The organism is Burkholderia sp. Bp9090 (assembly GCF_003857985.1).
GTDB lineage: Bacteria > Pseudomonadota > Gammaproteobacteria > Burkholderiales > Burkholderiaceae > Burkholderia.
The window spans coordinates 1-22,098 of the sequence record NZ_QTPV01000005.1 but is presented as its reverse complement, the minus strand read 5'-3'; the positions used below and the strand labels follow the sequence as shown (position 1 = coordinate 22,098).

18 protein-coding genes are annotated in these 22,098 nt (G+C 66.5%); 9 read left to right on the top strand and 9 right to left on the bottom strand.

Annotated elements, in window-relative coordinates; translation table 11 throughout:
* Window positions 1-209: 209 nt before the first annotated feature.
* Both DIE16_RS06555 and DIE16_RS06550 read left to right on the top strand, forming a co-directional pair.
* Window positions 210-1,400 (top strand): M20 aminoacylase family protein, encoded by a 1,191-nt coding sequence (locus tag DIE16_RS06555; RefSeq protein ID WP_044845779.1) that lies wholly within the window; start codon window positions 210-212, stop codon window positions 1,398-1,400.
* 63 nt (window positions 1,401-1,463) lie between these two features.
* Complete coding sequence (locus DIE16_RS06550) at window positions 1,464-2,795, top strand: MFS transporter (RefSeq protein WP_124520056.1); 1,332 nt, start codon at window positions 1,464-1,466, stop codon at window positions 2,793-2,795.
* A 238-nt stretch (window positions 2,796-3,033) separates the two neighbouring features.
* Here the strand turns inward: DIE16_RS06550 and DIE16_RS06545 are convergent, their stop codons facing one another.
* Window positions 3,034-3,822 carry an IclR family transcriptional regulator gene (locus DIE16_RS06545; RefSeq protein WP_185500311.1) on the bottom strand — a complete coding sequence of 263 codons (789 nt, stop codon included), beginning with the start codon at window positions 3,820-3,822 and terminating at the stop codon, window positions 3,034-3,036.
* Between the two features lie 226 nt (window positions 3,823-4,048).
* On the opposite strand from DIE16_RS06545, the gene pcaF reads away from it, so the two are divergent.
* Window positions 4,049-5,251, top strand: coding sequence for a 3-oxoadipyl-CoA thiolase (gene pcaF, locus DIE16_RS06540; RefSeq protein WP_044845776.1), 1,203 nt, complete (start codon window positions 4,049-4,051; stop codon window positions 5,249-5,251).
* A gap of 102 nt (window positions 5,252-5,353) precedes the next feature.
* Here pcaF and DIE16_RS06535 read toward each other — a convergent pair whose 3' ends face one another.
* Window positions 5,354-5,830 (bottom strand): DUF523 domain-containing protein, encoded by a 477-nt coding sequence (locus DIE16_RS06535; RefSeq protein ID WP_409333439.1) that lies wholly within the window; start codon window positions 5,828-5,830, stop codon window positions 5,354-5,356.
* Between the two features lie 114 nt (window positions 5,831-5,944).
* Window positions 5,945-6,505, bottom strand: coding sequence for a GNAT family N-acetyltransferase (locus DIE16_RS06530; RefSeq protein WP_124520052.1), 561 nt, complete (start codon window positions 6,503-6,505; stop codon window positions 5,945-5,947).
* A 546-nt stretch (window positions 6,506-7,051) separates the two neighbouring features.
* On the opposite strand from DIE16_RS06530, the gene DIE16_RS06525 reads away from it, so the two are divergent.
* Both DIE16_RS06525 and DIE16_RS06520 read left to right on the top strand, forming a co-directional pair.
* Window positions 7,052-8,596, top strand: coding sequence for a PAS domain-containing methyl-accepting chemotaxis protein (locus DIE16_RS06525; RefSeq protein WP_124520050.1), 1,545 nt, complete (start codon window positions 7,052-7,054; stop codon window positions 8,594-8,596).
* Window positions 8,597-9,005: 409 nt separating this feature from the next.
* Window positions 9,006-10,550: a PAS domain-containing methyl-accepting chemotaxis protein gene (locus DIE16_RS06520; RefSeq protein ID WP_044845772.1), complete on the top strand. Its 1,545-nt coding sequence runs from the start codon at window positions 9,006-9,008 to the stop codon at window positions 10,548-10,550.
* A gap of 74 nt (window positions 10,551-10,624) precedes the next feature.
* On the opposite strand, the gene DIE16_RS06515 is transcribed toward DIE16_RS06520, so the two are convergent.
* The 3 genes from DIE16_RS06515 to DIE16_RS06505 all read right to left on the bottom strand — a co-directional run bounded on the left by DIE16_RS06515 (window position 10,625) and on the right by DIE16_RS06505 (window position 14,782).
* Window positions 10,625-11,773: a hypothetical protein gene (locus DIE16_RS06515; protein ID WP_260426216.1), complete on the bottom strand. Its 1,149-nt coding sequence runs from the start codon at window positions 11,771-11,773 to the stop codon at window positions 10,625-10,627.
* Between the two features lie 166 nt (window positions 11,774-11,939).
* Entirely contained in the window at window positions 11,940-13,409 is a 1,470-nt protein-coding gene (gene gabD / locus DIE16_RS06510) for an NADP-dependent succinate-semialdehyde dehydrogenase (RefSeq protein WP_044845770.1), read from the bottom strand.
* An 89-nt stretch (window positions 13,410-13,498) separates the two neighbouring features.
* On the bottom strand, window positions 13,499-14,782 hold the full coding sequence (locus DIE16_RS06505; RefSeq protein WP_124486152.1) for a 4-aminobutyrate--2-oxoglutarate transaminase: 1,284 nt from the start codon (window positions 14,780-14,782) through the stop codon (window positions 13,499-13,501).
* A gap of 126 nt (window positions 14,783-14,908) precedes the next feature.
* Between DIE16_RS06505 and DIE16_RS06500 the strand changes: the two genes are divergently transcribed.
* Window positions 14,909-16,417: a PLP-dependent aminotransferase family protein gene (locus DIE16_RS06500; protein ID WP_124520048.1), complete on the top strand. Its 1,509-nt coding sequence runs from the start codon at window positions 14,909-14,911 to the stop codon at window positions 16,415-16,417.
* Between the two features lie 243 nt (window positions 16,418-16,660).
* Here DIE16_RS06500 and DIE16_RS06495 read toward each other — a convergent pair whose 3' ends face one another.
* Complete coding sequence (locus DIE16_RS06495) at window positions 16,661-17,497, bottom strand: DMT family transporter (protein WP_124486154.1); 837 nt, start codon at window positions 17,495-17,497, stop codon at window positions 16,661-16,663.
* 105 nt (window positions 17,498-17,602) lie between these two features.
* Between DIE16_RS06495 and selD the strand changes: the two genes are divergently transcribed.
* Window positions 17,603-18,667 carry a selenide, water dikinase SelD gene (gene selD, locus DIE16_RS06490; protein WP_124520046.1) on the top strand — a complete coding sequence of 355 codons (1,065 nt, stop codon included), beginning with the start codon at window positions 17,603-17,605 and terminating at the stop codon, window positions 18,665-18,667.
* Window positions 18,668-19,031: 364 nt separating this feature from the next.
* Window positions 19,032-20,111 (top strand): purine nucleoside permease, encoded by a 1,080-nt coding sequence (locus tag DIE16_RS06485; RefSeq protein WP_124486156.1) that lies wholly within the window; start codon window positions 19,032-19,034, stop codon window positions 20,109-20,111.
* Window positions 20,112-20,223: 112 nt separating this feature from the next.
* On the opposite strand, the gene DIE16_RS06480 is transcribed toward DIE16_RS06485, so the two are convergent.
* A complete protein-coding gene (locus DIE16_RS06480) occupies window positions 20,224-20,982 on the bottom strand; it encodes a hypothetical protein (RefSeq protein WP_124486157.1) in 759 nt (252 codons plus the stop codon).
* 13 nt (window positions 20,983-20,995) lie between these two features.
* Window positions 20,996-21,607, bottom strand: coding sequence for a M35 family metallo-endopeptidase (locus DIE16_RS06475; protein WP_260426217.1), 612 nt, complete (start codon window positions 21,605-21,607; stop codon window positions 20,996-20,998).
* A 336-nt stretch (window positions 21,608-21,943) separates the two neighbouring features.
* Here DIE16_RS06475 and DIE16_RS37505 point away from each other — a divergent pair.
* On the top strand, window positions 21,944-22,098 hold a 155-nt coding region (locus tag DIE16_RS37505; RefSeq protein ID WP_185702671.1), incomplete at its 3' end, for a hypothetical protein.

Here is a 22,098-nt window from a genome sequence, read left to right as displayed (position 1 = left end):
CGTCTCAAAAATCAATAGCGGGCGTGTCGATCGCGCCGGGCGAACGCGTGCCGACGACCTTTGCCCGCGTTAACCCTGATTAATAAAGCTTATCGCGGTGAAAAATTCCGCATCTTATTGAACCGATATCGGCTCGCTATAGTGGCTCGCTTTCCCGCACGCACCGTTTGCGTGCGGCTGACACGCTGACGATCAGCAGGAGCCGCTTGATGACCACCGACGCCCGATTCACCGAAATCGAGGATCTGATGCCCGCCGCCGGCGGGTTGCGCGAGATCCGCCATCACATTCACCGCCACCCGGAACTCGCGTACGAGGAGCACGAAACGGCGGCGCTCGTCGCGGACAAGCTCGAGCAGTGGGGCTGGCAGGTGACGCGCGGGGTCGGCAAGACGGGCGTGGTCGGCACGCTGCGCGCGGGCGACGGCACGCGCAGCATCGGCATCCGCGCCGACATGGACGCGCTGCCGATCCTCGAGGCGACCGGCCTGCCGTATGCAAGCGGCACGCACGGCAAGATGCACGCGTGCGGCCACGACGGCCACACGACGATGCTGCTCGGTGCCGCGCAGCACCTCGCGAAGACGCGCAATTTCTCCGGCACCGTGCACCTGTATTTCCAGCCGGCGGAAGAGCACGGCGTCGACAGCGGCGCGAAGAAGATGATCGACGACGGCCTGTTCGAGCGCTTTCCGTGCGATGCGGTGTTCGGCATGCACAACCATCCGGGCGCGGCACCCGGCGTGTTCCTCACGCGGCGCGGCCCGTTCATGTCGGCCGGCGACAAGGCGATCATCTCGATCGAGGGCGTCGGCGGCCACGCGGCGCGGCCGCACCTGACGGTCGATCCGGTGGTCGTCGCGGCCAGCATCGTGATGGCGCTGCAGACGATCGTCGCGCGCAACGTCGACCCGTCGCAGCCGGCGGTCGTCACGGTCGGCTCGATGCACGCGGGCACCGCGAACAACGTGATCCCGAACGGCGCGCGTCTCGAACTCAGCGTGCGTTCGTTCAGCCCCGACGTGCGCGCGCTGCTCAAGCGCCGCATCGTCGAGCTCGCCGAGTCGCAGGCCGCGAGCTATGGCGCGACCGCGCACGTCGAGTACATCGAAGGCTATCCGGTCGTCGTCAATACGGATGCCGAAACGGATTTCGCCGCGCAGGTCGCGCGCGAACTGGTCGGCGACGCGCATGTGGTCGAGCAGGCCGACCTGCTGATGGGCAGCGAGGATTTCGCGTTCATGCTGCAGCAGCGGCCCGGCTCGTTCGTGCGGCTCGGCAACGGCGAAGGCGAGGACGGCTGCATGGTGCACAACCCGAAGTACGACTTCAACGATCGCAACCTGCCGATCGGCGCGGCGTTCTGGACGCGCCTCGTGGAGCGTTACCTCGGGCAGTAACCCCGGCGGCGACACGCGACGAGCGGCCGGCGCTTCCGGCCGCATTGAGAGGAGAGACGAACGATGCAGAAAGACCATCTCGCGCTGCACCCCGCGTCGACGGGCGCCGCCGCAACCGATGCGCATGGCGCGCCGGCCGTCACGAAGCGCGGCGCGATCGCGGCGGCCGTGATCGGCAACTGGCTGGAGTTCTTCGATTTCACCGTGTACGGCTTTTTCGCGGTGCTGATCGGCAAGCTGTTCTTCCCGTCGAGCGATCCGACCACGTCGCTGCTGCTGTCGGTCGCGACGTTCGCCGCCGGTTTCTTCACGCGGCCGCTCGGCAGCGTCGTGCTCGGCGTCTATGCGGACCGCAAGGGCCGCAAGGCCGCGCTGAACCTGACCATCATGCTGATGGCGCTCGGCACCGGCCTGATCGCGATCGCGCCGACCTACGCGCAGGTCGGCGTGGCCGCGCCGCTGCTGGTCGTCGGCGCGCGGCTGATGCAGGGCTTCTCGCAAGGCGGCGAATTCGGCGCGGCGACGTCCACGCTGATCGAGCAGGGCGGCACGTCGCACCGCGCGTTCCGCGCGAGCTGGCAGCTCGCGACGCAGGGCGGTGCGGCGCTGATGGGTTCGGGCTTCGCGGCGCTGCTGTCGAACACGCTGACGAAGGACGCGCTCGAGGGCTGGGGCTGGCGCCTGCCGTTCCTCGTGGGCGTGCTGATCGCGCCGGTGGGCATGTACTTGCGCCGCCGGCTCGCGGACGATGCGCCCGGCGACAACCACCACGGGATCGAACGCGGCGTGCTGCGCGAACTGTTCTCGCAGCACACGCGCACGGTGCTGCTGCTGATGCTGACGGTGATGGGCGGCACGGTGTCGACCTACATCCTGACCTTCTACATGCCGACCTATGCGATCCACACGCTCGGGCTGCCGATGAAGCTGTCGATGTTCGTCGGCGTCGCGTCGGGCTGCGTGATGCTGGTGACGTGTCCGCTGTTCGGCTGGCTGTCGGACCGCCTCGGCAGCCGGCGCCTGCCGATCTTCGTCGGGCGCGGCGTGCTGGTGCTGCTGCTGTTCCCGGCGTTCTGGCTGATGAACCATCATCCGACGCTGTCGGTGATCCTGCCGCTGACCGCGCTGATGCTGCTGTTCTATTCGCTCGGGTCGGCTTCCGAAATGGCGCTGATGTGCGAATCGCTGCCGCGCCACGTACGCGCGACGGGCATTTCGATCGCATATGCGCTCGCGGTGACGATCTTCGGCGGCACCGCGCAGCTGATCGCGACCTGGCTGGTGAAGACGACGGGCAGCAAGCTCGCGCCGGCCGGCTATGTGGCCGCGTGCGTGGTGCTGTCGCTGATCGCGGTCGCGATGCTGCGCGAGACGGCGCGCGAGTCGATGGACTGATGCGGGATGCCGCTGTCCGAAGCGACGCGGTGCAATTTCGTTCTCGTCAAATTGACGGGGCTGTGCCGCATCCTTAAATTGGGCGATGCGGAGGGAGCTCCGCGTTCCGAGAGAAGGACGTTGCAAGCAGAGTCTGAGGGTTGAGCGGGCGGCTTATGCCGCCCGTCTTTATATCTGCGCTATCCGCGTTTATATGCGCGAATGACCGTGTTGCCGATCCGGCGGGCGAAGTCACCGCTCACCCGCGCCGCGCGACCAGTTCCGACACCGTCTGCGCGGCCTGCTGCAGCGGCCCGAGAAACTCCCTCACCATCTGCTTCGCGGTGTGCCGCTGCGCGTTGCCGCTGATGTTCATCGCGGCGATCACCTGTCCGCGCCGGTTGCGGATCGGCGCGGAGATCGACATCAAGCCCACTTCGAGTTCCTGGTCGACCACGGCCCAGCCTTGCTGGCGCACCTGTGCGATCGTCGCCTTCAGTTCGCCGATGTCGGTGATCGTGCGCGGCGTATGCGCGCGGATGCCGCTCTGCGCGAGCGTTTCGTCGAGCGCCGCGTCGTCGAGCGCGGACAGCAGCACGCGGCCCATCGACGTGCAGTACGCGGGCAGGCGGCTGCCGATCGACAGGTTGATCGTCATGATCTTGCGGGTCGGCACGCGCAGCACATAGACGATCTCGGTGCGGTCGAGCACGGCGGCCGAGCAGCTTTCGTGGATCTGCGCGGACAACTGCTCCATCACCGGATCGGCGAGATTCCAGAACGGCATCGACGTGAGATACGCGAAGCCGAGCTCGAGGATCTTCGGCGTGAGGCGGAACAGCCGGCCGTCCGCCTCGACGTAGCCGAGCGTCTGCAGCGTCAGCAGGATCCGGCGTGCGCCGGCGCGCGTGAGCCCGGTGGCCGAGGCGACCTCGGTGAGCGTCTGCTCCGGGCGCTGGGCGTCGAATGCGCGGATCACCGCGAGGCCGCGCGCGAACGACTGCACATAGGAGTCGCCCGGTTTCGTCTGGATGTCTTCGGTTGTCATGAACGGTCGGATTGTCGTGCAGCCGAGAAGATAGCGCATGGGGCCTGACACGCCAACCGCACCGCGGACCGGGCGCTTGACAGGTCGTCCCCGCACTCCCTATGATGCGTTGAACGTTCGATACACGATCTTATGTTCGTATATAGAACATTTAAGCGCATCCCGGCGGGCAAAGCAAGGGGCGCGTTTCACTCACTTCCCAGCTTGCATGAGACCGGAGACACTGATGACCGAAGCTTTTCTGTGTGATGCGATTCGTACCCCGATCGGCCGCTACGGCGGCGCGCTCTCCGGCGTGCGCGCCGACGACCTCGGCGCGGTGCCGCTCAAGGCGCTCGTCGAGCGCAACCGCGACGTCGACTGGACGGCGATCGACGACGTGATCTACGGCTGCGCGAACCAGGCCGGCGAGGACAACCGCAACGTCGCGCGCATGTCTGCGCTGCTCGCGGGTTTGCCGGAGGGCGTGCCGGGTTCGACGATCAACCGCCTGTGCGGTTCCGGGATGGACGCGGTCGGCGTGGCCGCGCGCGCGATCAAGTCGGGCGAGGCCGCGCTGATGGTGGCCGGCGGCGTCGAAAGCATGACGCGCGCGCCGTTCGTGATGGGCAAGGCCGCCAGCGCGTTCGCGCGCCAGGCCGACATCTACGACACGACGATCGGCTGGCGCTTCGTCAATCCGCTGATGAAACAGCTGCATGGCGTCGATTCGATGCCGGAGACGGCCGAAAACGTCGCTGTCGACTACAACGTCAGCCGCGCCGATCAGGACCTGTTCGCGCTGCGCAGCCAGCAAAAGGCCGCGCGTGCGCAGCAGGACGGCACGCTCGCCGAGGAAATCGTACCGGTCACGATTCCGCAGAAGAAGGGCGACCCGGTCGTCTTTGCGCGTGACGAGCATCCGCGCGAAACGTCGCTCGAGACACTCGCGAAGCTGAAGGGCGTCGTGCGCCCGGACGGCTCGGTGACGGCCGGCAACGCGTCGGGCGTCAACGACGGCGCCGCCGCGCTGCTGCTCGCGAACGCGGAAGCCGCGAAGCGCTTCGGCCTGACGCCGCGTGCGCGCGTGCTCGGTATCGCGACGGCCGGCGTCGCGCCGCGCGTGATGGGCATCGGCCCGGCGCCGGCCACGCAGAAGCTGCTCGCGCGGCTCGGGATGACGATCGATCAGTTCGACGTGATCGAGCTGAACGAGGCATTCGCGTCGCAGGGTCTCGCGGTGCTGCGCATGCTCGGCGTCGCCGACGACGATCCGCGCGTGAACCCGAACGGCGGCGCGATCGCGCTCGGCCATCCGCTCGGCGCGTCGGGTGCGCGTCTCGTGACGACCGCGATGTACCAGCTGCATCGCACCAACGGCCGCTTCGCACTGTGCACGATGTGCATCGGCGTCGGCCAGGGTATCGCGATCGCGATCGAGCGCGTCTGATCGCGCGATGCGGCGAAGCGCGCGGAATGCGCGCCGCTTAGCCCTGCCTTTCCGGACGATGTGGCCGGCACGAGAAGATCGTCGTGTCGGCCACATCGTCATTCAGCCTCGTGATAGCCGCGCGATGCGCGCCGCGAGCGCGTCGATCTCGGTATCCGCGAACACCTCGATGCCATGCTGGCGCAGCAACGCCGCCGTCACACCGGCGCCGGCATGCCGCCGGCCCGCAAAACTCCCGTCGTAAATGAAGCTGCTTCCGCACGACGGACTTCCGTCCGCCAGGATCGCGAAGCGGCAGTCGTGCGCGCGTGCCAGCGCGAGCGCGGTGTGCGCGCCGTCGACGAACGGGGCCGTCACGTCGGTGCCGTGCACGTCGACGATGCGCGCGGCACCCGACAGCACGCGTTGCCCCGATTCGCCTGCCGCGATCTCGGCGGGCGGACGCGGCACGCTCAATCCGCCTGCCAGTTCCGGACACACGGGCACCAGGCGCCCTTCGCGCCGCCATCGTGCGAGCGTGTCATGCGCGGCGGTCCTCGCCGAGCCGTTGTAGCGGACGGGGTGGCCGAGCACGCACATGCTGACGAGGATCTTCGGCGCGACCGGCGGCTGCGGCGGGTTCTGCAATGTCGTTCTCCGTGCGGGCGGTGTCGGGCGCGCGGAAATGTTGCGCGCGGGTGGCGTTCGCGCGCGTCAGGCCGTCGGCGCTTCCAGGTGGATGTCCTCCGGCTCGAGCGCGTACAACGCCGGGTCGGGCGATGCGCTGACGGTGAAACCGAGGCGCAGGTAGAAGTCGATCGTGCGCTGCGACGGCGTCGCGGACACGTAGAGCCGTGCGGCGCCCATCGTCCGTGCCTGCGCGCGGGCCGCGCGATAGAGATGCTCGCCGAGCCCGCAACCGCGCCAGTCCTGACTCACGTGCAGGAACTTCAGCTGCAGCATGTCGCGTCGCGGGCCGAGCGGATCGGCGTCCACGATGACCGCCGCGACCAGCCGTGCGCCGTCGAACATGCCGAGACACCAGCCGCCGCGATCGTGACAGTCGAGCAGGATCGGCGTGTAATGCTCGGCTTCGCCGTCGGGCCAGCCGCGCACGTCGTAGAAGTCGGGGACGAGCTGCAGTTCGCCGTCGCGCAGCGCGTACAGATGATGGATGATCTCGCGCCGGTCGATGGTCCAGACGAGCGGCAGTTCGTCGCGGGTGAGCAGGCGTGCCGAGAGTGCGTCGCGTTCGGTGGCGGTGCGGCGTGTCATGCGGTGGTCCGGTGTGCAGCGCGTTGCGTGTGGTTGGGTGGGTGCGGCCGCGTGCCTGCTGCGGCGCCGCGCATGTTGTGCATGTCGTGCGTTTGCGGAACACGCATCGTGTCGCGATCGCGGAAAAGCGCGGCCTGATCGTGTCTATCGCCGTCATGCGCAGGCCGTGCCGTATTCCGGGGCGGCCGATTCAATTGCAGCCGGGATTTTTTCATCGAGTTCAAATGCCGGTCGAATGGAGCAGATCAGGCAGAGTCGTTTCGCTGCGCGCAACGGCTGCGCAGATTGGCTCGTTGCGCTGGGTTATTCCATAAAGCATCGGTTCACTTTCGCAAAGCGTCGGATGTGATTATCGCCGGATGACTTGATCGAAATCATGCAGATGACCGAATTCGATCTTTCATGCGCTTCCGGATTAAGGTTTTTCCGGAGGGTGCCGACAGCAAGGACGAGACCGTCGTAAAGCGATAAACCGTTTTTCGGCTACTGAGCGTGATTTTCGCGCTGCGCGGATCCTGCAGCCGGATCCGCCTTTCGGAGCCCTGCATGCGCAACAACCAGCCTGTCACCCAACAAGAATTCGAATTTCCCGACGACGTCACGCTGATGTCGACCACCGATGCGGACAGCATCATCACATACGCGAATACGACGTTCGCGTATGTGAGCGGCTTCTCGACCGACGAACTCGTCGGCGAGCCGCACAACGTCGTGCGGCACCCGGACATGCCGAAAGAGGCGTTCGCCGACATGTGGGCGACGCTGAAGAACGGCGAACCGTGGACGGCGCTCGTGAAGAACCGCCGCAGGAACGGCGATCACTACTGGGTGCGCGCGAACGCGGTGCCGGTGATGCGCGACGGGCAGCCGACGGGCTACATGTCGGTGCGTACCAGCGCGCCGCGCGACGAGATCGCGGCGGCCGACGCGCTGTACCGCGCGTTCCGCGAAGGCAAGGCCGGCAATCGCCGTTTCCACAAGGGGCTGATCGTCCGTACCGGGCTGATGCGTGTCGCGTCGCTGTTCCAGACGATGTCGGTGCGCGCGCGCGTTCATTCGACCCTGTGCGTGCTGGCACCGGCCGTCGTCGGCGCGGGGTGGGCGTGCGGGCTGACCGGCGGCGGGCTCGCGGCGTTTGCCGGTGCGGCGGTCGGTGTGGCGGTGGCGGCCGGCCTGTGGCTCGACGCGCAGATCGTGCGTCCGCTGATTCAGTTGCGCGACCAGGCGTTGCGCGTCGCGACCGGCGCAAGCCGCCGCGGCGTGCGGATGAACCGCGTCGACGAGATCGGCATGACGTTGCGTACGATCAACCAGCTCGGGCTGATGTTCCGCTGGCTCGTCGACGACGTCAGCGAGCAGGTGCACAACGTGCAACGCGCGAGCAACGAGATCGCCCAGGGCAACAACGACCTGAGCGCGCGCACCGAACAGGCCGCGTCGAGCGTGCAGGAGACCGCCGCGTCGATGGCCGAGATGACGGCCACCGTCGACAGCAATGCGGAGACCGCACTGCAAGCGAACCGGCTCGCCGTGTCCGCGAGCGAGGCGGCCGAGCGCGGCGGGCAGGCGGTGAGCGAAGTCGTCACGACGATGAACGACATTACCGACAGCTCGCGCAGGATCGCCGACATCATCGGCGTGATCGACGGCATCGCGTTCCAGACCAACATCCTCGCGCTGAATGCGGCGGTCGAGGCGGCGCGCGCGGGCGAACAGGGGCGCGGTTTCGCGGTGGTCGCCGGCGAGGTGCGGGCGCTCGCGCAACGCAGCGCGAACGCGGCGAAGGAAATCAAGACACTGATCGGCGCGAGCGTCGAGCGGGTCGAATCGGGCGCCCGGATCGTCGACGGCGCGGGCAAGACGATGGAGGACATCGTCACGCAGGTGAAGCGAGTGTCGGATCTGATCGCGGAAATCAGCTCGTCGACGGCCGAGCAGAGCACCGGGGTTGCGCAGGTTGATCAGGCGGTCGTGCATCTGGACAACATCACGCAGCAGAACGCGGCGCTGGTCGAGCAGAGCGCGGCGGCGTCGGAAAGCCTGAAGCAGCAGGCGACGCGGCTCGTGGACGCGGTGAACGTGTTTCGGTGATCGTCGGGGGCGCGCTCCCGCCACTGCGAGGCAACGCGAAGCAAATCGGGGCAAGGCGGCGAAATCCCCGATTTTCGTTTCGATTTACATGAATTAAACGAGAGAGATTCGCATTCTCGATTCCAGATCGATTCGTGAATCCCGTTGGAACAAGCGCCGGAATGGTCAGATGATTGATGGCGCAAGTATTTGATAAAGCTGGATTTTATTTACATATAAACAAAATGTTCGGCTGGATCAAGATGATGCGAAATTCATGCATATTTACCCGAAGCCGGCATAATGTTTTCGCCGGATTTGCCGAAAGCGCAGGAGTCTGATCGAACGCATGCGGGACGACCGCGATGCGGACGGTCTCGGTTCAATCCACAAGCGGACGCCAAGATCCGCAACCTGGGAACTCCACACCATGCGCAATAACCAGCCTGTCACGCAACGCGAATTCGATTTTCCCGACGGCGCGACGCTGATGTCGACCACCGACGCGGACAGTTACATCAAGTACGCGAATGCCGCGTTCATTCAGGTCAGCGGATTTTCCCCCGAGGAGATCGAAGGTCAGCCGCACAACGTCGTGCGGCACCCGGACATGCCGAAGGAGGCGTTCGCCGACATGTGGGCGACGCTGAAGAACGGCGAACCGTGGACCGCGCTCGTGAAGAACCGTCGCAAGAACGGCGATCATTACTGGGTCCGTTCGAATACGGTGCCGGTGATGCGCAACGGGCAGCCGACGGGTTACATGTCGGTGCGCACCAAGGCGTCGCGCGACGAGATCGCGGCGGCCGACGCGCTGTATCGCGCGTTCCGCGAAGGCAAGGCCGGCAATCGCCGTTTCCACAAGGGGCTGATCGTCCGTACCGGGCTGATGCGTGTCGCGTCGCTGTTCCAGACGATGTCGGTGCGCGCGCGCGTTCATTCGACCCTGTGCGTGCTGGCGCCGGCCGTCGTCGGCGCGGGGTGGGCGTGCGGGCTGACCGGCGGCGGGCTCGCGGCGTTTGCCGGTGCGGCGGTCGGTGTGGCGGTGGCGGCCGGCCTGTGGCTCGACGCGCAGATCGTGCGTCCGCTGATTCAGTTGCGCGACCAGGCATTGCGCGTCGCGACCGGCGAGAGCCGCACCGGCGTGGCGATGAACCGCGTCGACGAGATCGGCATGACGCTGCGCACGATCAACCAGCTCGGGCTGATGTTCCGCTGGCTCGTCGACGACGTCAGCGAGCAGGTGCACAACGTGCAGCGCGCGAGTAACGAGATCGCGCAAGGCAACAACGACCTGAGCGCGCGCACCGAACAGGCGTCGACCAGCGTGCAGCAGACGGCCGCGTCGATGGCCGAGATGACGGCCACCGTATCGAGCAACGCGGAGACGGCGCTGCAGGCGAACCAGCTGTCGGTTTCGGCGAGCGAGGCGGCCGAGCGCGGCGGACGGGCGGTGAGCGAAGTCGTCACGACGATGAGCGACATCACGGCGAGTTCGCACAAGATTTCCGACATCATCGGCGTGATCGACGGCATCGCGTTCCAGACCAACATCCTCGCGCTGAACGCGGCGGTCGAGGCGGCGCGCGCGGGCGATCAGGGGCGCGGCTTCGCGGTGGTCGCCGGCGAGGTGCGGGCCCTCGCGCAACGCAGCGCGAACGCGGCGAAGGAAATCAAGACACTGATCGGCGCGAGTGTCGAGCGGGTCGAATCGGGCGCCCGGATCGTCGACGGCGCGGGCAAGACGATGGAGGACATCGTCACGCAGGTGAAGCGCGTGTCGGACCTGATCGCGGAGATCAGCTCGTCGACGGCCGAGCAGAGCACCGGGGTCGCGCAGGTCGACCAGGCGGTCGTGCATCTGGACAACATCACGCAGCAGAACGCGGCGCTGGTCGAGCAGAGCGCGGCCGCGTCGGAAAGCCTGAAGCAGCAGGCGACGCGGCTTGTGGATGCGGTGAACGTGTTTCGTTGACGGTGGGGAAGGCAGGTGACGCGGGCACGGTGGAGACGCGCGGCCCGCGCGTCACCTCCACGGGGAGGCGCAGATCAAATCAGCGCCGGTTGCAACGGTGCACGGTGCTCGCGAACCTTGACGATCCGGTATTCGTTGCGAAGCCCTTCGTCGGTGACGATCTGCGTCTGGCGCAGATCGACGACCAGCACGTCGCCCTTTCCGAAGCGCTCGCCGGCATCGACCTTCGCGATGAACCGTTCGTCGTCCAGCGACGCATAGAACGCGGACGTGCCGTCGTGCACGCGCCATTTGTTGCCGTCCTTGAACACGACGGATTCGAGCTTCAGCATCTTGAGTGCGATCGTGTCGGTGACGATTTCGCCGGGATCGTCGCTACTCGCGAACGTACCGAGTTCGTCGCGTTCGATCGAGAGTTCGACGATGTCGTCGCGGACGATGCCGAAGCTGTCGATGCCGTCATGTTCGAGCGGCGAGAGCATTTTCTGCAGGTTGACGCGAACGGCCCGGTTCCGATACAGCCGGACGATGGGTTCATCGACGACGAAGCATTCCTGCTCCGACATCCAGATCCTGACATGCGCTCCGTCCGGCTCGGTGCGATGCGGTTTGCGCCCGCGCAGCGTGCGAATGAGGCCGATCAGCCCGCCGCCACCGATGATCCCCAATGCGGTGAGGATTGCCAGTGCGTTGCTGAACGCATTGGCGTTCGGCCCGGCGAACAGGTCGCGGATCTGGCTCGCGAGCGACTGGACGAAGATCAGCTCTGCATGGAATGAGCCGGCCTTGAAGCCGCCCCTGACCTCGAGACGAACCTCGGAGTGGTCGCCATTGAGTTCCTTGTTGGCGGACGAGAACAGGTCGGCGATCGCGAGCAGCACCGGTGCGAGGTCACGCACGTCCATCCGGTGCTCGCCGAGCGCGGGCCCGTCATAGACGACATTGAACGGCTGGTGATTGCTCGGCCCGCCGCGCTTTTCCTTGGGCGGGTACGTACGACGATCGGCTGACCCGACGCTCATGTGCGGACTCCCTTCGTGCGGGGCGCGATGCCGGGACGGGTGCGAGGACGCGCGACGAGGGCGCGGTGCGCGGGGGATACGCAGGTCGGGCGGACGGAAGAACTGCTCATGCGCAGGCAAACCGGATCGAGGTGGAACGCTCAATCTAGCGGCTGGCAGCGGGACGAGAAATGAGACTTGAACGAAATTGCCGAACGGCATGACGTTTGGCCGATGCGGCATCGACGTCGCGCACGGAACGCGTGCCGACATCGCGCACGGCAAGGTGACGCGGGCACGGCGGAGAGGAGGTACCGGCCCGCGTCGTGACCGCCCGGTTCCGGCCGGGCGGTCAGGGCCTGTCGCCGAAGCGCCAGGCCCCGAAACGTCAGACGGCGAGGCAGAGGTACTTGATCACGACGTAGTCGTCGATGCCGTAGTGCGAGCCTTCACGGCCGAGGCCCGACTGCTTGACGCCGCCGAACGGCGCGACTTCGTTCGAGATCAGGCCCGTGTTCACGCCGACCATCCCGTACTCGAGCGCTTCGGCGACCTTCCACACGCGGCCGATGTCGCGGCTGTAGAAGTACGCGGCGAGACCGAACTCGGTGTCGTTCGCGAGGCGGATCACCTCGTCGTCGCTGCCGAACTTGAACAGCGGCGCGAGCGGCCCGAACGTCTCTTCCTTCGCGACCTTCATCGCCGGCGTGACGCCCGTCAGCACGGTCGGCTCGAAGAAACCGTGGCCGAGCGCGTGGCGCTTGCCGCCCGTCACGACGGTCGCGCCCTTCGCGAGCGCGTCCTCGATGTGCGCCTCGACCTTCAGCACGGCCGCTTCGTTGATCAGCGGACCCTGCGTGACGCCCGGCTCCGTGCCGCGGCCGACCTTCAGCTGGCCGACCGCTGCCGCGAGCTTCTGCGCGAACTGGTCGTACACGGCTTCGTGCACGTAGAAGCGGTTCGTGCACACGCACGTCTGGCCGCTGTTGCGGTACTTCGATGCGATCGCGCCCTGCACGGCGGCATCGAGATCGGCGTCGTCGAACACGATGAACGGTGCGTTGCCGCCGAGTTCCAGCGACACCTTCTTGACCGTCGCCGCGCATTGCGACATCAGCAGGCGGCCGACCGGCGTCGAGCCGGTGAACGACAGCTTGCGCACGATCGGGTTCGACGTCAGCTCGCCGCCGATCGCCTTCGGATCGCCGGTGACGACGCTGAACACGCCGGCCGGCACGCCCGCGCGTTCGGCCAGCACGGCCATCGCGAGGGCCGAGAACGGCGTCGCCTCGGCCGGTTTCACGACGATCGGGCAGCCTGCCGCGAGCGCCGGGCCGACCTTGCGGGTGATCATCGCCGCCGGGAAGTTCCACGGCGTGATCGCCGCGCACACGCCGATCGCTTCCTTCGTCACGACGATGCGCTTGTCGCTCGCCGGCGTCGGGATCGTGTCGCCGTACACGCGCTTGCCTTCCTCCGCGAACCACTCGAGGAACGATGCGGCGTAGCCGATCTCGCCCTTCGCCTCGGCGAGCGACTTGCCCTGCTCGGTGGTCAGGATCAGCGCGAGGTCGTCGGCGTTTTCCATCATCAGGTCGTGCCACTTGCGCAGGATCGCCGCGCGCTCCTTCGCGGTCTTCTTGCGCCATGCCGGCCATGCGGCGTTCGCGGCCTCGATTGCGTGGCGCGTCTCGGCCGTGCCCATCGCCGGCACGGTGCCGAGCAGGCCGCCGGTTGCCGGATTGCGGACCTCGAACGACTCGCCGTTCGCCGCGCCTTGCCATTCGCCGTTGACATACGCCTGCTGGCGGAACAGCGACGGATCTTTCAGTGCCAGGGTTTCCTGAACGGTGCTCATATGAATCGCCTGCCTTGAAAATGACGGATAAAAAGGCCGCCGCCGTCCTGACGACGGCGGCGGCGCATTCGGTTGACGTGGACCGGAACTCAGGCCGGCACGCCGACCGTTTCCTTCAGCACTTCCTCGAGGATCACGAGCGCTTCGTCGAACACGGCCTGCGGGATCGTCAGCGGGAACAGGAAGCGCACGACGTTCGAGTACACGCCGCACACGAGCAGCAGCAGCCCGCGCTCGAGCGCGCGCGTCTGCACGCGCTTCGTGAATTCCGCGTCCGGCTCGCCCGAACCCGGCTTCAGGAACTCGACCGCGATCATCGCGCCCGGGCCGCGCACGTCGGCGATCTGCGGCACGTCGGCCTGCAGCGAATTCAGCTTCGCCTTCAGCACGTCGCCGAGTTGCGTCGCACGTTCGCACAGCTTCTCTTCGTCGATGATCTCGAGCACCGCGTGCGCCGACGCGACGGCCAGCGGGTTGCCCGCATAGGTGCCGCCGAGGCCGCCGGGAGCCGCTGCGTCCATCACGTCCGCACGGCCGACGACGCCCGACAGCGGCATGCCGCCCGCGAGGCTCTTCGCCATCGTGATCAGGTCGGCCAGCACGTCGTAGTGCTGCATCGCGAACAGCTTGCCGGTACGCGCGAAGCCAGTCTGCACTTCGTCGGCGATCAGCAGGATGCCGTGCTCGTTACAGATCTTGCGCAGCGCGCGCACGAACTCGGCCGGCGCCGGGTTGAAGCCGCCTTCGCCCTGGACCGGTTCGAAGATGATCGCGGCGACGCGCTTCGGATCGATGTCGGCCTTGAACAGCATCTCGATCGCCTTGATCGAGTCGGCCGTCGTCACGCCGTGCAGCGCGTTCGGGTACGGCGCGTGGAACACGTCGCCCGGGAACGGGCCGAAGTTCAGCTTGTACGGGGCGACCTTGCCGGTCAGCGCCATGCCCATCATCGTGCGGCCGTGGAAGCCGCCCGAGAACGCGATCACGCCCGGACGGCCGGTCGCGGCGCGCGCGATCTTGATCGCGTTTTCGACGGCTTCGGCGCCGGTCGTGAAGAACGCGGTCTTCTTCGGGAAGTCGCCCGGCGCGCGTTCGTTGATCTTTTCCGCCAGCTCGACGTACGACGCGTACGGGACGATCTGGTAAGCGGTGTGCGTGAAGCTGTTCAGTTGATCCGCGATCGCCTTGACGATCTTCGGGTGGCGGTGGCCCGTGTTCAGCACCGCGATGCCGGCGGCGAAATCGATGAAGCGGCGGCCTTCGACATCCCACAGCTCCGCGTTCTCGGCGCGGGCTGCGTAGAAATCGCACATCACGCCGACGCCGCGCGGGGTGGCGGCGTTCTTGCGGGCCTGCAGGTCGGCATTCTTCACGGTCATCTCCTTGATGTTCTGTCCGGTGGGATAAAAATCGGCCGCATTGGCAGCCCATGGAGGCGACTATAATCACATTTGGCTCTGGCAATCAGAGCCATTTCAATAAATATTCAGGAGCCAATCATGCGCGCAAGCGTGTTGTCGGACTGGCTGGCGCAGCGCCTCGTGCGCGGCGGCGAACAGCCGATCTACCGGCAGCTGCACCGGCTGCTGCAGCAGGCGATCCTGTCGCGCGAACTGCCGGCCGGCACGCGCGTGCCGTCGTCGCGGCTGCTGGCGGCTGAGCTCGGGATCGCCCGCAACACGGTCACGCAGGTTTACGAACAGCTTGCGCTCGAAGGTTATGTGAACTCGGCGACGGGGCGCGGCACGTTCGTCGCCGACAGCGCGCCGGACGAGATCGTCGGCGCGTCGCCCGACCCGGCCGCCGGCGCGGCGGTGGCACCATCGTCCGCGCGGCGGCTGTCGGCGCGCGGCACGCGGCTCGTGGAGGGCGCGGGCGTGTCGAAGCGCCAGGGTGGCGCGTTCATGCCCGGCGTGCCCGATGTGTCGCGCTTTCCGGCGCGCGTGTGGACGCGGCTGCACAACAAGTACTGGCGGAGATTGCGCCCCGATTTGCTCACCTACGCGCCGGGCGGCGGGCTCGCGCTGCTGCGCGAGGCGCTGGCCGACTACCTGCGCACGTCGCGTTCGGTGCGTTGCACGCCCGAGCAGATCGTGATCACGACCGGGATCCACCAGTCGATCGACCTCGCGGTGCGGCTCCTGACCGATCCGGGCGACGCGATCTGGACCGAGGATCCGTGCTACTGGGGCGTGCGCAGCGTGCTGAACGTGTCGGGGCTGACCACGCGGCCGATTCCGGTCGACGACGAAGGGATCGCGCCGTCGGCCGCCGATCTCGCCGAGCCGCCGAAGCTGATGCTCGTCACGCCGTCGCACCAGTATCCGCTCGGGATGGTGATGAGCCTCGCGCGGCGCCGCATGCTGCTCGAATACGCGCGCCAGCACGGCTGCTGGATCATCGAGGACGACTACGACAGCGAATTCCGCTACGGCAGCCGGCCGCTCGCGTCGCTGCAGGGGCTCGATACGGCCGGGCAGGTGATCTACGTCGGCAGTTTCGGCAAGACGCTGTTCCCGGGGCTGCGGGTCGGGTATCTGGTCGCGCCGGAGCCGCTCGCCGAGAGCTTCGCGACCGCGAGCGCCGAGCTGTATCGCGAAGGGCAGCTGCTGCAGCAGGCGGTGCTCGCCGAGTTCATCGCGGAAGGGCACTTCGTGTCGCATATCCGCAAGATGCGCACGCTGTACGGGCAGCGCCGCGAGGTGCTGCTCGATGCGGTCGCGCGCCGCTACGGCGACACGCTGCAGGCACTCGGCAGCGATGCGGGGCTGCATCTCGTCACGCGGCTGCCGGACGGGGTCGACGATCGCGCGGTCGCGCAGGCCGCGCTCGAACGCAACATCGTCGTGCGGCCGCTGTCCGGTTACTACGCGGAGCGCGAGCGCGCGGCGTCGGGGTTGCTGCTCGGCTATGCGTGCGTGCCGGAGGACGAGATCGCGACGGCGTTCGCGACGCTGGCCGAGGCGATCGACGAGCGGGCGTTCGACGGGATGATTGCGGCGGCTTGACGTGTGCGGCAGTTGAGGTGACGACCCACGCTCGAGACGGCAGAGCGCGATGCGAAAGTCACGTATGAGAGGGAGTCGATATGGATCAGCGTTTTCAAGCAGGTCCAGGGCAATTGTCTCCGCGGTGCGGAGACAATTGCCTCGCCTGGAAAAACCTCGGCTGCAAGCACACAACGGCCCGACTGCCGAGTGCACCGGACCTGCCGTGACTGCCGGTCCTTCCTGAGGGCGTACGCACGCGCGTCAAAGCCGGATCAACGCCGCGCCCGCGACCACCAGCGCGCATGCGGCGAGCCGCTGCGCGCCGGGCCGCTCGCGCATCACGAACCAGCCGATCGCGACCGCGAAGATCGAGCTTGTCTCGCGCAGCGCCGATACCGTCGCGACCGGCAGATGCCGGTACGCGAGAATCACGATTCCATAGGCGGCGAGCGAGATCGTGCCGGCGATCGCGCCTTGCCGCAGCGACGCGCGCGAACCGAACACCACGCGCGGGCCGCCGCGCATCGCGCACACCAGCACGAGCTGCGGCACGCTCCACAGCAGATAAACCCACGCGATATAGCCGAGTGCGCTGCCCGACACACGCGAGCCGATGCCGTCGCAGATCGAATACGCGGCGATGAACACGCCCGTGAGCAGTGCGTACGGCACGCCTTCGCCGGAGAACCGGAAGCCGCGCCGCAACGCGAGCGACATGATGCCGAACGACACGAGCGCAATGCCCGCGAAGCCGAACGGCGTCGGTCGCTCGTGCAGCATCGCGAGCGCCAGCACCGATACGAGCAGCGGCGAGATCCCGCGCGCGATCGGGTAGATCTGCCCGAATTCGCCGTTGCGGTATGCACGCGCCAGCGTGAAGCAGTACGCGACCTCGAGCACGGCCGACGCCGCGACATACGGCCACGCGGCGGGCGCTGGCGCGGGCAGCAGTACAACGCCCGCGATGCCGAACGCGAGATACGGCAGCGACATCGTGCCGAGCTGGACGAGACGGTCTTCGCTCACGTGGAGGAATGCATTCCAGATCGCGTGCAAGAGGGCGGAGCACAGCACGAGGCCGATGAACAGGTGATCCATGAATGAGCGAGCGGACGAGGGCGGGCGCCGTCAATTATGTGGGTGCCGGGCGCGCTCGCGCGGAATTGTCGATAATAGAACATTGTTATTCACCGGATGCCGACGATGACCGAAGCCCCCCTCACCCCGCCCGCCGTTCCGCGCCTCACGAGCCTGTCGCATGGCGGCGGCTGCGGCTGCAAGATCGCGCCGGGCGTGCTGTCCGAACTGCTGAAGCGGGCGACGCCGCCCGCGCTGTTCCCGGACCTGCTGGTCGGCACCGAGACCTCCGACGACGCGGCCGTCTACCGGCTGAACGACGAGCAGGCGATCGTCGCGACGACCGACTTCTTCATGCCGATCGTCGACGATCCGTTCGACTTCGGCCGTATCGCTGCCACCAACGCGCTGTCCGACGTCTACGCGATGGGCGGCAAGCCGATTCTCGCGCTCGCGCTGGTCGGGATGCCGATCAACGTGCTGCCGCACGAGACGATCGCGGCCGTGCTGCGCGGTGGCGAATCGGTGTGCGCGGATGCCGGCATTCCGGTCGCGGGCGGCCATTCGATCGATTCGGTCGAGCCGATCTACGGGCTCGCGGCGATTGGCGTCGTGCATCCGTCGCGCGTGAAGCGCAACGCGGCCGCGCGCGCGGGTGACGTGCTCGTGCTCGGCAAGCCGCTCGGCGTCGGCGTGCTGTCGGCCGCGCTGAAGAAGAACCAGCTCGACGACGCGGGCTATGCGCAGATGGTGGCGACGACCACCAAGCTGAACCGGCCGGGCGCCGAACTCGCCGCGCTGCCGGGCGTGCATGCGCTGACCGACGTCACGGGCTTCGGGCTGCTCGGCCATACGCTCGAACTGGCGCGCGGCGCGAAGCTGACCGCACGCGTGCATTACGCATCGCTGCCGTGGCTGGCGGGCGTCGAGGCGTTCGTCGCCGACGGCGTGTTCACCGGCGCATCGGGCCGCAACTGGGCCGCATATGGCGCCGACGTGCGGCTCGCCGACGGGCTGCCGCCCGTCGCGCAGGCGCTGCTGACCGATCCGCAGACGTCCGGCGGCCTGCTGGTCGCGTGCGCGCCGGATGCCGTCGACGACGTGCTCGCGTGCTTCCGCGCCGACGGCTTCGACCGTGCGGCCGTGATCGGCGAGATGGTGGACGGGCCCGCGCGCGTCGACGTCGCCTGACGCGGTTTTTTTCACGCTGGATCGCTGTCGGTCGCTAGAATCGATGCCTTCCCTCGAAGGCATCGACGACCGATGAACGATTTCCTGTTCGGGCCGTGGATCGAGAGCCACGCAAGGCTCGTCGTGGTTTGCATCCAGTCATTCGCATCGACGTCGACTCGTGCGTCGGTCGATCAGATAGTATTCCTGATGTTATTGCGCGGCGCGCATGTCGATCCCGGCCGCGTTTCATGCGAATCCTGGAGCCGCGCACACCGCCCGCCGTTTCGTAGTCGGGTTCCGCATCGCACACGCGCGTTCTATACTCCCTCGCGCAGTCTCCGAGAGCCGTTCTCACCCAACATCACCGAAACAAGGAACGCCGATGCTGACTCGCTCCATCCTTTCCGCAGCTGCATTCTCGCTTGCCGCCTGTGCGACCGCGCCGTCGATTGCGCAGAACAACCAGGGCAACGATGGGGGCAACGCCGCATTCGCCGAGACCGGTGCACAGGGCCGCCCGGTCAAGGTCATGATCATCACGATGTTCGGTCCGGAAGGCCAGGCATGGCTCGACCGGCTCGGCCCGTGGCGCGACATCACCGTGCCCGGCCTGTCGCCCGACTATCCGGCCGTTCACTGCAACAAGCAGGACGTGTGCGTGGTGACGACCGGCATGGGCTACGCGAACGCGTCCGCGACGATCATGGCGCTCACGTTCTCGCAGCGTTTCGACCTGCGCCGCACGTACTTCCTCGTGTCGGGCATCGCGGGCGTCGACCCCGCGCAAGGCACGGTCGGTTCCGCCGCCTGGTCGAAATACCTGGTCGACTTCAGCCTGCAGTGGGAACTCGATGCGCGCGAGATTCCAGCAGGCTGGAATACCGGCTTTCTCGGCATCAATACGAAGAGCCCGAACGACAAGCCGCCGCTCGACTACCGCACCGAAGTATTCCAGCTCAACCCGCAGCTGACCGATGCCGCGTATGCGCTGTCGCGCAACGTCGTGCTCGCCGACAGCGCGCAGGCCCAGGCCGCGCGCGCGAAGTTCACGTATGCGCCGGCGAATCGGCCGCCGACGGTGATCCAGTGCGACACGTCATCGGGCAATACGTGGTTCTCGGGCACGCTGATCGGCGAGCGCGCGCGCCAGTGGACCAAGATCCTCACCGACGGCAAGGGCACCTACTGCATGACCGCGCAGGAAGACAACGCGACGTATGAAGCGCTCAAGCGCGCGGCGAGCGTGAAGCGGGTCGACCTGTCGCGCGTCGCGGTGCTGCGCACGGGTTCCGATTTCGACCGGCCGTATGCAGGGCAGACGAGCGCGGACAATCTGCTGAACTATGCGGACCAGGGTGGTTTCGCCCCGGCGACCGAAAACCTGTACCGCGCGGGCAATCCGCTCGTTCAGGACATCGTCACGCACTGGGGCGAATGGCGCGACGGCGTGCCGCGCCGGTGAGGGGGTAGCGCCGCGCTGGAGTCACTCGATCATTCACGCGTGGCCGGGCTCCGGGCGAGTCGATATCGCCTGGAGCGACCGGATTGGGGCCCGCGGGACCGGCTGCGGAGGATCACGGGCCGGGGCGCGCGAGTTTGAGTTCGATGCGCGTATATTCCGGCCCCAATAGCTGCATGGGCGCAGTCTCACCGTGCTCGTCCGTCATGCCGATGTATTGCGTGGCACTGGTGCTGATCCGGTAGCAGGTATGCGTTAGCAGCCGGTGGTCTTGATTTCGCAAAAGCAAGGTCTGGTTGCGCGTGCGTGCGGTCCAGCGCTCCGTTGTCACGAAACGTGCCGACGTGGGTTCACGACTGTCGCCGCATGAAAAGCGGCTCGAGTCGGGCTCGGGCCCCGGCATTTCGGGTGTCGGTGCATGACTGGCGACACCGGGCGTACCTGCCGAGTTGCAAAGACTCTGACAGCCCGCAGGCGGGCATTTCGGGACGAACTGGACCCAAAGCTGCTTCCTGTCATCGGGATCGAGCTTGCCGTTCCTGCGCGACACGATTCGCTCGTCGATGTAAATGTCGTCGGGCGACATTCCGAGTTGCACGAGAAACGATTTCATCTGCGCACCGCGTTGCCGCGCGAGTTGATTAGGGCGGCTTTCCCAATCGTAGGCCGTCGCGTCGATCGAGACCGCCGCCCCTTCGCGCGTCCATTCCCTGGCGGTCAGGTAGTGTCTGACGACGGAGAGTCTGTCGCTGTTGGCGATTTCGGCCGAATTCAGCGGCAGTTCCATGCTGTCGGTCAACAGGACCTTGCACGCATTGGCCTGTATCGGGAGTGACAGGAGGGCGCCGAATATGACAGAGAGGGCACGTCGCATGAGTTGCTCCGATTCAACGTGCCAGAATGAACCACGCGATGTTGTCTGCATTACCGATCGCCATGCCCGGGTAGCGTTTCGCGAACTGGGCGCTGGCCCGTCGACCGTATGCCGCTGGATGGTCGCCCGCGTCGAAAGTGTCTGCAAAATGCGCGCATTCGTGAACGATGGTCAATTGCTGCGAGGAGAGGTTCCCGGCTGATCGCTCGGGTAGCGAGCAGAACGGGAGATTGATGGCGATTGTATGAGTTGCGGTGTCGGAGCGACAGACATGCGCGACCTCGGCGTCGAGATGTTTCATGTTTGGAAGACATCCTGTTGCGCGGTCGGCATCGGAACCGATGCGGACGAAATTTTCTGGCCCGAGCGTGGCCATCACCCTGGCGAGGGCGTCGAGCCCTGAAGTAAGTCTGCGTCTTGTATCGCTATTTGCCGAGCCGAACCACTCGATCACTCGTGCTTCCGTGGCCGGGTTCCAGAGCATCAGTTCCCTGCGCCGTCGCAGTGTGATCTCGACTGCTTCGTCCCGCAATTCGAGCATCCGTTTCCTGAACGCCGCGTCCGTCATGTTCGGACAGATGGGTGGTCCATCGAGAGATACACCAGGCAGTGGCGATGTTGTCATAGGCACTCTCCATATGGATATCATTTGGAGTGCTGATGCTAAGTGCCTGAAGTAGGACCGAAGGTGTACCAGATTTCGGTCGATGCAACGAATGAGTATTGGGAAGTGTGAATGGAAGGTGGGAAAGACGGCGGGTTCTTGCGGCGAACAAGCAACCTTTCGCTGGCTCAACCGGCGTGATGATCTGGATTGAGCCCGCTGGACATGCAATATACAGCCGATCGACCATCGACTACGATGGCAAGCGCGACCGGCAGACTAATCAGCTCGTGTCAATCGCTGTATCGGGCATGGATGCGACTTGGTCGCTGGATTGACCTTGGATAACGTCACCAATTGTGTCGCTACACTGGTGCAGTGACTACGGCACAAATATGCCGTAGTGGCCGACGCTTCGCCCCGGCGACCGAAAACCTGTACCGCGCGGGCAATCCGCTCGTTCAGGACATCGTCACGCACTGGGGCGAATGGCGCGACGGCGTGCCGCGCCG